We start from the raw sequence: 12,206 nt of genomic DNA, 5'->3' as shown, positions 1-12,206 counted from the left end.
GCCGAAACGCGGCGTCAGGGCTGCTGCGATTACTTCGGTTTCATCTACTACATGAGCAATGCGGTGGACACCAAAGCCAGCGGCGTCGATGACCCAATCACCGGCTTCGACGGCGTAGTGCCTAACCCGCATGTGAAAGCGTCCGACTGGGGCTGGCAGATTGACCCGGTCGGCCTGCGCTACGTGCTGAACGCGCTGTATGAGCGCTATCAGAAGCCGCTGTTTATCGTTGAGAACGGCTTTGGTGCCATTGATAAAGCCAATGCTGAGGGCGTGATCGAAGATGACTACCGCATTGATTATCTGCGCGCGCACATTGAAGAGATGAAAAAAGCGGTGGCGCTGGATGGCGTTGATCTGCTGGGCTATACGCCGTGGGGCTGCATCGACTGCGTCTCCTTTACTACCGGCCAGTACAGCAAGCGCTACGGCTTTATCCACGTCGATAAAAACGATGACGGCAACGGCAGCTTTGCCCGCTCGAAGAAGAAGAGTTTCGCCTGGTATCAGCAGGTGATTGCCAGCAATGGTGAAGTGCTGTAACCGCTTATAGCGCGCGACGTATAGATGTGCGCCGCGCGCAGACAGGCGGTGACGTGCGGCTTAACGGCCGCCTGATGCATCAATAAAGCTGCCGGTGACGTAGGAAGCGGCGTCACTGGCCAGCCAGGCGATGGCGGCTGCGATCTCCTCCGCCTGACCGCCGCGCTGCATCGGCAGCGATGCCGCGAGACGATCAACGCGCCCCGGCTCGCCGCCGTCGGCATGCATATCGGTGTAGATCAGCCCAGGCCGCACGCTGTTGACGCGAATCCCCTGCGCCGCCACTTCCAGTGACAATCCTCTGGTCAGCGTGTCCATCGCGCCTTTCGACGCCGCATAATCGACATACTCATTGGGCGAGCCGGTACGCGCGGCCGCTGACGAGACGTTAACAATGGCGCCGCCCTGGCCGCCGTGTGCGGTGCTCATGCGTTTTACCGCTTCGCGGCAGCAGATAAACGTGCCGGTGACGTTGGTTGCCAGCACGCGCTGAATGCGCGCAGCATCCAGATCCTCAACCCGGCACTGGGAGAAGAGAATACCGGCGTTATTCACCAGTAAGCGCAGCGCGCCCGGCTGCTGATCCAGCTGGCGGAACATGCGCACCACCTGCGCTTCATCGGCAATATCCGCCTGTAAGGCAAACGCGCTGCCGCCCTGCGCTTCGATATCTGCTACTACCTGCAACGCTTCTGCTTCGCGCTGCCGGAAATTGATTGCCACGCGATAACCTGCCTGCGCCAGCAGCAGCGATGTTGCCCGTCCAATTCCGCGGCTACCGCCGGTGACCAGTGCCAGATCCATATGCTTCTCCCATAAAAAAGGCCGACAAATCGGCCTTGAGTATTACTGAAGGTTTGGATTATGCCTGCTGATTACTGGTATTCGCTCATCGGAACGCATGAACAGAACACATTGCGATCGCCAAACACATCGTCGAGACGCTTAACGGTCGGCCAGTATTTGTTGGCGCTGCCGGCCGGGAAGACCGCCAGCTCGCGGCTGTACGGATGAGTCCAGTCGCCGACGATTTCCATCTGGGTATGCGGTGCATTCACCAGCGGGTTGTCGTCAGCCGGCCATTCACCGTCGGCCACGCGATCGATTTCCATGCGGATCGCCAGCATCGCGTCAATAAAGCGGTCCAGCTCGATTTTGCTCTCGGATTCGGTCGGCTCGACCATCAGCGTGCCGGCGACCGGGAACGACATGGTCGGCGCATGGAAGCCATAGTCGATCAGGCGTTTCGCGATATCCAGCTCGCTGATGCCGGTCTGCTCTTTCAGCGGACGAATGTCGAGAATGCACTCATGCGCCACGCGGCCGTCGCGGCCGGCGTACAGAATCGGGTACGCCGACTGCAGCCGGCTGGCGATGTAGTTGGCGTTGAGAATCGCCACCGAGCTGGCCTGCTTCAGCCCTTCGGCACCCATCATGCGAATGTACATCCAGCTGATGGGCAGAATAGATGCGCTGCCGAACGGCGCCGCAGAAACCGCGCCCTGCTGGGTCAGCACGCCGTCAATCTGCACCACGCTGTGGCCCGGTACGAATGGCGCCAGATGCGCCTTCACCCCGATCGGCCCCATGCCCGGACCGCCACCGCCGTGCGGAATGCAGAAGGTTTTGTGCAGGTTGAGATGCGACACGTCAGCGCCAATGTAGCCAGGCGTGGTGATCCCGACCTGCGCGTTCATGTTTGCGCCGTCGAGGTACACCTGGCCGCCGTACTGATGCACGATCTGGCACACTTCGCGAATGGTCTCTTCGTAGACGCCGTGCGTCGACGGATAGGTCACCATGATACACGACAGCGCATCACCGGCCTGCGCTGCTTTTTCACGCAGATCGCCGAGATCGATGTTGCCCTGCTTATCACAGGCCACCACCACCACCGCCATGCCCGCCATCTGCGCGGACGCCGGGTTGGTGCCATGCGCCGAGCTCGGGATCAGACAGATTGTGCGGCCCGCTTCATTACGGCTCTCATGATAGCGACGGATGGCCAGCAGACCGGCATATTCGCCCTGCGCCCCAGAGTTCGGCTGCATGCACAGCGCATCGTAACCGGTGAGCTGGACCAGCCACTGGGACAGCTGACCGATCATCTGCAGATAACCGCTCGCCTGCTCTGCCGGGCAGAACGGGTGCAGTTCAGCAAATTCCGGCCAGGTGATCGGAATCATTTCGGCGGCGGCATTCAGTTTCATGGTGCATGAGCCGAGCGGGATCATCGCCTGATTCAGCGCCAGATCCTTTTTCTCCAGGCTGTGCATGTAGCGCATCATCTCAGTTTCGCTGTGATGACGGTTGAACACCGGATGGGTAAGGAATTCGCTGGTACGCTGCTGGCCTGCCGGAATAGCGCTGTTTTCCGCCGCCACCGCGGCGTCCAGCGCCTCGATATCCTGACCGTGCGCGTCACCCAGCAGAATGGCAAACAGCGCCAGCACGTCTTCACGCGTGGTGGTTTCATCCAGCGTGATACCAACCGCATTGAGGATATCGCTGCGCAGATTGACGCCGAAGCTCAGCGCACGGTTTAGCACCGCCGCTTTGTCCGCGACTTCAACGGTCAGCGTATCGAACCAGCTGTGATGGCGCAGCTTCAGGCCGCCGTTTTGCAGGCCTGCTGCCAGAATCGAGGTCAGGCGGTGAATGCGCGAGGCGATGCGCTTCAGTCCAGCCGGGCCATGGTAAACCGCGTACAGGCCGGCGATATTCGCCAGCAGCACCTGGGAAGTACAGATGTTGGAGTTGGCTTTCTCACGGCGGATGTGCTGTTCGCGCGTCTGCATCGCCATGCGCAGCGCGGTGTTACCGGCGGCATCGCGTGACACACCGATGATACGGCCCGGCATGGAGCGCTTGTGCTCATCACGGCTGGCAAAGAAGGCCGCGTGCGGACCGCCGTAGCCCATCGGTACGCCAAAGCGCTGGGCGGAACCAAAGACGATATCAGCACCCTGTTTGCCCGGCGCTTCCAGCTGCACCAGCGCCATGAAATCCGCCGCCACGCTCACCACCACTTTGCGGCTTTTCAGCTCAGCAATCAGTTCACGGTAGTCGTGCACTTCTCCGCTGGTACCGACCTGCTGCAGCAGCACGCCAAACAGATCGTCGTGCTCGCGGGCTTTTTCGGCGCGATCGATAATCAGCTCAAAGCCAAAGGTTTCGGCGCGGGTGCGCACCACATCCAGCGTTTGCGGATGGATGTCATCGGCGATAAAGAATTTTGTCGCGTTTTTCAGCTTGCTGACGCGTTTGGCCATCGCCATGGCTTCGGCCGCCGCGGTGGCTTCATCCAGCAGCGACGCTGAAGCGATATCCAGCCCGGTGAGATCGAGCGTCAGGGTCTGGAAATTGAGCAGCGCTTCCAGCCGGCCCTGCGACACTTCCGGCTGATACGGCGTATACGCCGTGTACCAGCCCGGATTTTCCAGCATGTTGCGCAGAATCACCGGCGGGGTGATCACGGCGCTGTAACCCATTCCAATCCAGGATTTGTAACGCTGATTCTGGCTGGCAATGGCTTTCAGCTCTGCCAGCGCCTGCTGTTCAGTCGCGGCATCGCCTACCGCCGGCGGGCCTGGCAGCTGGATATCAGCAGGCACAATTGAAGCGATCAGCGAAGCCAGCGAGCTGGCACCAATCGCTTCCAGCATGGTGGCCTGCTGCGCGGCATCAGGACCGATATGGCGCTCAATAAAAGCACCGTTATGTTCGAGCTGGCTGAGAGTCTGAGTCATTTACAGTACATCCTGAATCGGGCTGGGTGACAAAATGGCATTAAATCAGGCAGATAAAAAAGAAGGCGCCGCAGTGCGGCACCTTCAGAGACTACCGGTTACTCGTCGATGGACGCTTTGTAGGCGGCAGCATCAAGCATCGCGTCGAGCTCGGACTCGTCGCTGGCTTTGATGCGGAACAGCCAGCCGGCGGCGTACGGTTCGCTGTTAACCAGCTCCGGGGCATCGCCCAGCGCTTCGTTGACCGCAACAATTTCACCGCTCAGCGGGGCATAGATATCCGATGCCGCTTTCACGGATTCGGCTACCGCACAGTCGTCACCGGCGGCAAAGCTGGCGCCCACGTCTGGCAGGTCGACAAACACCATGTCGCCCAGCAGTTCCTGCGCGTGTTCGGTGATGCCCACGGTAAACGTACCGTCAGCTTCTTTACGCACCCACTCGTGGCTATCACGGTACTTCAATTCATTTGGCACATTGCTCATCGCCATTTCTCCTGAAAAAAATTACTGAGCGACCGGCTTGCCGGCGCGAACAAAAATAGGTTTAGTTACTTTCACCGGCATTTCACGATTGCGGATTTCAACAATCGCCTGCTCACCGATACTGGCCGGCATGCGCGCCAGCGCAATGCTGTAGCCCAGCGTTGGCGAGAAGGAGCCGCTGGTAATGATGCCCTGCTGCGGCTGTCCCTGCGCATCGGTAAAGCGCACCGTCAGACCGTTACGCAGCACGCCTTTTTCGGTCATCACCAGCCCGACCAGTTTTTCCGTGCCGTTCTCGCGCTGCGCTTCCAGCGCTTCACGGCCAATGAAATCACGGTCGCCGGGCTCCCAGCTGATGGTCCAGCCCATGTTGGCGGCCAGCGGCGAAACGCCTTCATCCATCTCCTGACCATACAGATTCATGCCAGCTTCGAGACGCAGCGTATCGCGTGCGCCCAGTCCGGCTGGTTTCACACCTGCGGCCAGCAGCTGCTGCCAGAAATCTGCGGCCTGAGCAGCAGGCAGGGCGATTTCATAACCGGCTTCACCGGTATAACCGGTCGTGGCGATAAACAGATCGCCGGCCTGTACGCCAAAGAACGGCTTCATGCCTGCCACCGCGTCACGCTGTGCCGCGCTAAACAGGCCCTGTGCTTTTTGCTGCGCGTTCGGTCCCTGTACGGCGATCAGCGCCAGATCGTCACGCTCGGTGAGCGCAACCCCAAACGGCTGCGCATGCTCAGCGATCCACGCCAGATCCTTCTCGCGCGTGGCGGAGTTGACCACCAGGCGGAAGAAATCCTCGCTCATAAAGTAAACAATTAAGTCATCAATGACGCCAGCTGAAGCATTCAGCATGCCGGTATAGAGGGCTTTGCCGGGCTGAGTCAGTTTGGCGACGTCGTTGGCTAGCAGGTAACGCAGAAATTCACGGGTGCGCGCGCCGTGCAGATCGACAATGGTCATGTGGGAAACGTCAAACATTCCGGCATCGTTGCGCACCGCGTGGTGTTCATCCATTTGCGAGCCGTAGTGCAGCGGCATCATCCAGCCGTGGAAGTCCACCATGCGGGCACCGCAGGCCTGATGCTGTTCGAATAGAGGCGTTTGCTGAGTCATAACCATCCTGTGAAGACAAGTGAGTGTGACGCGCCTGCGTCGTCAGTTTTGAGCGACGCAAACGTTCTCTTTACGCTGAAGTTACCACCGAATCCGGCAATTAACCATAAGGAAAACGAGGGTGAAACCTTATCATCCTTTGTGCTGCCCCGGCAGCCACGCCAGCACATCTCACTGCATTTATGTGATTTACCGCGCATATAATTCACCTGTTGCGCAGTAATTCAGCCGAATAATGGAAGCCGTGCCGCAGACAAGGGAAATGGTTCGGGGGCGAAAAGCATTTAGGATTAGTTAAAGTAATGCGAATTGAGACCTGAAATTAGAATAAATCAAATGACGGGCAATTTGGGTGCAGCGATGCACAATAATGGTGCTGGGACGGGTTTTGCAGTGGCGTTACCGGGTGCGCACAGGGTCGCAATGGATGGCGACAACGCTGTGCAGTACGGTGATTCATGAGCGGCAGCCGACTGCCACGCCCACCCTTGAGGGCGATCGCGTAACGTCAGTGCAGGAAAAACGGCACCTGAAAGGGTGCCGTAATAAGGAGGGTTGGCGGATCCAGCCGGGCAGGTCGTTGAGGCCCATGGCCTGCTTCAGCAGTAACGGCTTCACGCCAGGCAGCGTGTCGGCCAGCTTCAGCCCGACGTCGCGCAGCAGTTTTTTCGCCGGATGGTGCCCGGCAAACAGCTCACGGAAACCCTGCATTCCAGCCAGCATCAGCGCTGCGCTGTGCTTGCGGCTGCGTTCATAACGCCGCAAATAGAGATGTTGGCCGATATCTTTGCCCTGCTGATGCAGACGGCGGATTTCGCCAATCAGCTCGGCGGCATCCATAAAGCCGAGGTTCACCCCTTGCCCGGCCAGCGGATGGATGGTATGCGCCGCATCGCCCACCAGCGCCAGCCGGTGCGCAGCAAAGTTGCGGGCGTAACGCGCCATCAGCGGGAAGGTTTTCCGTTCGCTTTCCACCTGGCACAGACCAAGGCGCATATCGAATGCCACCGACAGCTGCTGGTTAAACAGCGCTTCCGGCATGGATTGCAGTCGCGCCGCTTCCTGCGGTGACAGCGACCAGACGATGGAGCACAGGTGCGGATCCTGCATCGGCAGGAAGGCCAGAATGCCGTCGCCGTGGAACACCTGGCGCGCGATGGCATCGTGCGGCATATCGGTGCGTACATTGGCCACCAGCGCGTGATGTTCGTAATCCCAGAAGGTAATCGGGATATCCGCTTTGTCACGCAGCCACGAGTTGGCCCCGTCCGCAGCAATCAGCAGGCGCGCGCTCATAATGCTGCCGTCCTGCAGGGTAATAAAGGCTTCGTTATCGCCAAACGCCACCTGCTGCAGCTGAGCCGGCGCAATCAGCGTCACGTCGCTACACTGGCTGGCGCGCTGCCACAGCGCACTGTGAATCACCTCGTTTTCAATGATATGTCCGAGGTGCGACAGCCCCTGCTGCTTGTCATCAAAGCTGATCGAGCCAAAGCTGTCCTGATCCCACACTTCCATGCCGTGATACGCGCTGGCGCGCAGCGCGAGAATGGTGGACCAGACATCGAGTTTTTGCAGCAGACGCTCGCTGGCGGCGTTGATGGCCGAGACGCGAACCGACGCTGGCGCCGCCGCATCAAATTGTGGCTCAGGCGCTTTTTCCAGCACCGCAACGCGCAGGCCGCTGCCCTGTAAGCCACAGGCCACCGCCAGACCGACCATGCCGCCACCGGCTATCGCCACATCAAATGTTTGCATTGCTGCCCCTTAATTCATGCTTAACGCTTAACCCAGCCGAGCGTGCGCACGGCAAGTGGGTTTCGCAGCCATGGCAGGTGGTCCATTGCCACCAGCCCAAGATTTCGTCCTGCCACCAGCGGGGCATAACGGTTGGCGAACAGCCGCACCAGACCGTCGGTGACGCCAATGGTCGCCGCGCGATCCGGCTGGCGGCGCGCAGCAAAATGGTGCAACACCGCGTGGCTGCCCGGATCCTGCTGGTGACGATGCGCCGCCGCAAGGGTTTCCGCCAGTGACATCACATCGCGCAGTCCGAGGTTAAAGCCCTGCCCGGCGATCGGATGCAGCGTTTGCGCCGCATTGCCGACCAGTGCCAGCCGGTGCGTCACCTGACGCTCTGCGGTCTGCAGCGCCAGCGGATAGATTTCGCGCTGGCCGGCGTGAGTAAAGCGCCCCAGCCGCCAGCCAAAGGCGCGCTGTAATTCATGCAGGAAGGTGGCATCGTCCCACTGCTTAACCGTGGCTTCGGCCGCCGCCGGATGACACCACACCAGCGACAGACGGTTGCCGGACATCGGCAGCAGCGCCAGCGGGCCATGCTGCGTGAAGCGCTCAAACGCGCGGCCCTGATGCGGCAACTGCGTCGCGACGTTGGCAATCACCGCCAGCTGCTGGTAGTCGTCGCGCTGCCAGCGAATGCCGCAGGATGCCGCCAGCGGCGAGCGTGCGCCGTCAGCGGCCACCAGCAGCGCGCCCTGTAACGTTGCGCCGCTGCTGAGCGTCGCCTGCACGCTATCGGCGCTGCGGGTTACTGAGGTAACGTGATCCGGGCAGCACAGCGTCACGCCTGGCGCCTCACGCAGACGTTTAAACAGGCGCTGTCCCACGTTATACAGCTCGACCACGTTGCCCAACGCCGCCAGCTGATAATCCTCAGCCTGCAGCTGAACAAACCCGCTGTGCCCGCGATCGGAAACGTGGATGTGGGTAATGGGCGTGGCGCAGTCCGCCAGCGAACGCCACAGGTCAATTTCCGCCAGCTGCTGACAGGTGCCCGCCGCCAGCGCGATGGCGCGCCCGTCAAAGCCCGGGTGCGCGCGGCTGTCCGGCTGATGACGTTCAATCAGCGTCACCGGCAACTGGCCCTGCGTCAGATGCGAAATCGCCAGTGCCAGCGTGGCGCCGGTCATGCCGCCGCCTGCAATCAGGATACTCATACGCCGCGCGCCGCCGCCATCAGTGCTTCGATCGCCTCAGCGTCTTTTACCACGCTGTCGGTCAGGTTTTCATTACCGTCGGCGGTGATGACGATGTCGTCTTCGATACGGATACCGATGCCGCGATACTGCGCCGGCACTTTGGCATCCGGCGCGATATACAGGCCCGGTTCAACGGTGAGCACCATGCCGGGTTCAAGCTGGCGGTCGCGGCTGGGCGTGCCGTAGTGGCCGACGTCGTGCACGTCCAGCCCCAGCCAGTGCCCAAGGCCGTGCATAAAGAACGGACGGTGCGCCTGCTCTTCAAACAGCGTATCGATATTGCCTTCCAGAATGCCGAGATCGACCAGACCGGTGATCATGATGCGCACCACTTCGTCGTTGACTTCATGGATGCTGATGCCCGGGCGGAACATCGACAGCGCTTTATACAGCGAGGCGAGAACGATGTCGTAGATCTCGCGCTGCGGCTGGCTGAATTTACCGTTAACCGGGAAGGTACGGGTGATATCGCCGGCGTAGCCATGGAATTCGCAACCGGCATCAATCAGCACTAGATCGCCGTCGCGCATTTCGCTTTCGTTTTCGGTGTAGTGCAAAATGCAGCCGTTCTCACCGGAGCCCACAATGGTGTTGTAAGAGGGAAAGCGCGCGCCGTGGCGGGTGAATTCGTGATGGATTTCGCCTTCCAGCTGATACTCAAACATGCCAGGACGGCACGCCTGCATCGCACGGGTATGTGCCAGCGCGCTGATTTTTCCTGCGCGGCGCAGAATGGCGATCTCGTCTTCGCTTTTAAACAGGCGCATCTCATGCACCCAGGGACGCCAGTCGGTCAGCGTCGCCGGCGCGCTGAGGTTTTGCCGGAAACCACGGCGCAGTTTCTCCAGCGCGCTGAACACCAGCGTATCCGCTTCCGCGTATTCACCCTGTGCGTGATAGACCACGTCGAGTCCGTTGAGCAGCTGGTGCAGCTGCTCGTCAATCGCATCCCACGGCAGCGCGCGGTCAACGCCCAGCTTCGCCGGTGCGGCTTCCTGACCAAGCCGACGCCCGAACCAGATCTCGGCCGTCAGGTCGCGTACGCGATTAAACAGCACGCTGTGGTTATGATTGTCATCGCTCTTGATTAATACCAGCAGCGCCTGCGGCTCGTTGAAGCCGGTGAAGTACCAGAAGTCGCTGTTCTGGCGAAAGGGATATTCGGTGTCGTTGCTGCGCGTCACTTCAGGTGCAGCAAAAATCAAAGCCGCGCTGCCGGGCGCCATGCGGGCGATCAGCGCCTGACGACGTTGCCGGAAAGTTTCCAGTGTAATCATATTTGCACTCCCTGTAGAAAACGGGCAGCGACCTGCCCACGATGACGCGCTTAGTGTAGCGTAGGTTTTTGCACTTCCGGTGCGGTCGGCGTGCGTGGCCGGGTGAAGGTGTCATGGCACAGCAGCGCGGCAACGCGCACGTACTCAATCACCTCTTCCAGCGACTGTTCGAGCTCTTCCTGATCTTCATCTTCATCGTAGCCAAGTTGCGCAATGGTGCGCAGATCGTCAATCGCTTCGCCGGTCTCACCGGTCACTTTGTCCAGCTTCGGCTGCGTCACGCCCAGGCCCAGCAGGAAGTGATTGACCCAGCCGGCCAGCGCGTCAGCACGATCGAACACCGTGATGTCCTCCTCATCCGGCAGCATCAGCTGGAACAGGAAACCCTCTTCATCCAGCGTGTTGGCCAGGTTTTCATGCAGCGCCTGCAGCGGCTGCGACAGGCTTTGCGAGAACGCCATGCCCTCGTTAGTCAGGTCGTGCACCAGGGTTTTCCAGCTGCTGTCCTGATTGCCGCCGCACAGAATGCCACACAGCAGTCCGTGCATCTCGGCGGGCGTCATGCCTACGCCCTGCTGGGAAAGTGCCGCGGCCAGCGCGTTGTAAGTGGGTGTTGCGTTCTGTAAAGACATGGGCTTTGGTCGTCGTTGGCAGAATAAGTTCGTGTTATGCTACCACCAGGTGCCTCAGGGTTTCCAGAAAAGGGGTTGTAACTTATCACGCGGGTCTATATAGTTGCGCACCTCCCAACCCATTGACAGGTAAGGGAGATGCGAACGAAGTAATCAGTCAGGATGGTGGCATGTCTGCACAACCGGTAGATATTCAGATTTTTGGTCGTTCATTGAGAGTGAATTGTCCGCCTGAACAGCAAGATGCGCTGAATCTGGCCGCAGAGGATCTCAATCAACGGTTGCAAGATTTAAAAGTTCGCACTAGAGTCACAAATACAGAGCAGCTGGTGTTCATCGCCGCGTTAAACATTTGCCACGAGCTGGCACAAGAGAAAGGTAAAACGCGCGATTACGCAGCCAATATGGAACAACGTATCCGTATGCTGCAGCAGACCATTGAGCAGGCATTAGTTGAGCAAGGTCGCATAACTGAACGTCAGGGCCCTAAATTCGAATAACACTTCATGGTACTCGTGTTAGATTAACGGTGAAGTCAATTTTCTCTGAGATGTTTGCAAGCGGGCCAGTCCCCTGAGCCGATATTTCATACCAACAGAGTGTGACGCTCTGTAACCTGTGAGCATGCTCGGTCCGTCCGAGAAGCCTGATGGTTACGACGGCATACTCACCTTGAACCAAGGGTTCAAGGGTTACAGCCTGCGGCGGCATCTCGGAGATCTCCTCTTAGTTCCACCCTGTTATTCCCGGTGTGATAATGTGGCTATCAACAGCCTTATCAGCCGGGGACATCATGCCAGCACCTTCTCTTCTCGACCGACAGGATATTCGTCAGCATGTGCGCCATCTGCGCCGCAATCTTACGCCTGAGCAACAGGTTGAGGCCGCCGATCTGCTGGCTGAACATGCCATCAATTTTGCCCCTCTGGCCAGCGCACAACGCATCGCGCTGTTTCTCTCCGTCGATGGCGAAATCAATACCCGACCGCTGATTGCCAAACTGTGGCAGCAGAAGAAGCAGGTCTTTCTGCCGGTCCTGCACCCGTTTGCGCCCGGTCACCTGCTTTTTTTGCGCTACACGCCAGAAACCCCGCTGCGGCCTAACAAGCTGCGCATCCCTGAGCCGCCGCTGGATATTACGCAGCTGGCGACACTCGATCAGCTGGATGTGATGCTGGTACCGCTGGTGGCATTTGACGCGCAGGGACAGCGCTTAGGCATGGGCGGGGGTTTTTACGATCGCACACTACAGCACTGGCAGCAGCATGGTTTTTTACCGCTGGGTATTGCGCACGACTGCCAGCGCGTGGATGCGCTGCCGGTGGCGGCCTGGGATGTGCCATTGCCGGCGATTCTCACGCCGTCAAAGCTTTGGCAGTGGGAAACGCTGGCGGGATAAAGA

Annotated in this window: 10 protein-coding genes, 1 other RNA gene and 1 pseudogene; 4 read left to right on the top strand and 8 right to left on the bottom strand. The window is 59.5% G+C overall.

Going from position 1 to position 12,206, the window contains the following annotated elements; all coding sequences use genetic code 11:
* Positions 1–543 (top strand): family 1 glycosylhydrolase (locus FT726_RS10335; RefSeq protein ID WP_346302780.1); only part of this gene is annotated, 543 nt, incomplete at its 5' end.
* Positions 544–603: 60 nt separating this feature from the next.
* Here the strand turns inward: FT726_RS10335 and FT726_RS10330 are convergent.
* The 8 genes and pseudogenes from FT726_RS10330 to FT726_RS10295 all read right to left on the bottom strand — a co-directional run bounded on the left by FT726_RS10330 (position 604) and on the right by FT726_RS10295 (position 10,804).
* Positions 604–1,347 (bottom strand): SDR family oxidoreductase, encoded by a 744-nt coding sequence (locus FT726_RS10330; RefSeq protein ID WP_215800693.1) that lies wholly within the window; start codon positions 1,345–1,347, stop codon positions 604–606.
* A 71-nt stretch (positions 1,348–1,418) separates the two neighbouring features.
* Positions 1,419–4,292, bottom strand: coding sequence for an aminomethyl-transferring glycine dehydrogenase (gene gcvP, locus FT726_RS10325; RefSeq protein WP_021506667.1), 2,874 nt, complete (start codon positions 4,290–4,292; stop codon positions 1,419–1,421).
* Between the two features lie 98 nt (positions 4,293–4,390).
* Positions 4,391–4,777, bottom strand: a complete 387-nt coding sequence (gene gcvH, locus FT726_RS10320) for a glycine cleavage system protein GcvH (RefSeq protein ID WP_058781308.1) — start codon at positions 4,775–4,777, stop codon at positions 4,391–4,393.
* Between the two features lie 21 nt (positions 4,778–4,798).
* The gene (gcvT, locus tag FT726_RS10315) at positions 4,799–5,896 is read right to left on the bottom strand and encodes a glycine cleavage system aminomethyltransferase GcvT (protein WP_346302779.1); all 1,098 of its coding nucleotides are present in this window, start codon (positions 5,894–5,896) and stop codon (positions 4,799–4,801) included.
* Between the two features lie 558 nt (positions 5,897–6,454).
* A pseudogene (ubiI, locus tag FT726_RS10310) lies at positions 6,455–7,654 on the bottom strand (FAD-dependent 2-octaprenylphenol hydroxylase); the annotation flags it as partial.
* A gap of 20 nt (positions 7,655–7,674) precedes the next feature.
* Positions 7,675–8,853, bottom strand: a complete 1,179-nt coding sequence (ubiH, locus tag FT726_RS10305) for a 2-octaprenyl-6-methoxyphenyl hydroxylase (RefSeq protein ID WP_346302778.1) — start codon at positions 8,851–8,853, stop codon at positions 7,675–7,677.
* Positions 8,850–10,172, bottom strand: a complete 1,323-nt coding sequence (pepP, locus tag FT726_RS10300) for a Xaa-Pro aminopeptidase (protein ID WP_346302777.1) — start codon at positions 10,170–10,172, stop codon at positions 8,850–8,852. The genes ubiH and pepP overlap by 4 nt, the downstream gene beginning before the upstream one ends.
* A 50-nt stretch (positions 10,173–10,222) precedes the next feature.
* A complete protein-coding gene (locus FT726_RS10295; RefSeq protein ID WP_058757098.1) occupies positions 10,223–10,804 on the bottom strand; it encodes a YecA family protein in 582 nt (193 codons plus the stop codon).
* Positions 10,805–10,974: 170 nt separating this feature from the next.
* Here FT726_RS10295 and zapA point away from each other — a divergent pair, with 170 nt between their 5' ends.
* From zapA to FT726_RS10280, 3 genes are all read left to right on the top strand, one after another.
* Positions 10,975–11,304, top strand: coding sequence for a cell division protein ZapA (zapA, locus tag FT726_RS10290; RefSeq protein ID WP_021506660.1), 330 nt, complete (start codon positions 10,975–10,977; stop codon positions 11,302–11,304).
* Positions 11,305–11,343: 39 nt separating this feature from the next.
* Positions 11,344–11,527: non-coding RNA, 6S RNA (ssrS, locus tag FT726_RS10285), on the top strand.
* A 70-nt stretch (positions 11,528–11,597) separates the two neighbouring features.
* Complete coding sequence (locus FT726_RS10280; protein WP_058771549.1) at positions 11,598–12,203, top strand: 5-formyltetrahydrofolate cyclo-ligase; 606 nt, start codon at positions 11,598–11,600, stop codon at positions 12,201–12,203.
* Positions 12,204–12,206 lie beyond the last annotated feature (3 nt).

It is taken from the genome of Pantoea sp. Morm, assembly GCF_016643525.1.
Taxonomy (GTDB): Bacteria; Pseudomonadota; Gammaproteobacteria; order Enterobacterales; family Enterobacteriaceae; genus Pantoea; species Pantoea dispersa.
The sequence above is the reverse complement of the archived record's forward strand: the minus strand, read 5'-3'. Positions and strand labels throughout refer to the sequence as shown.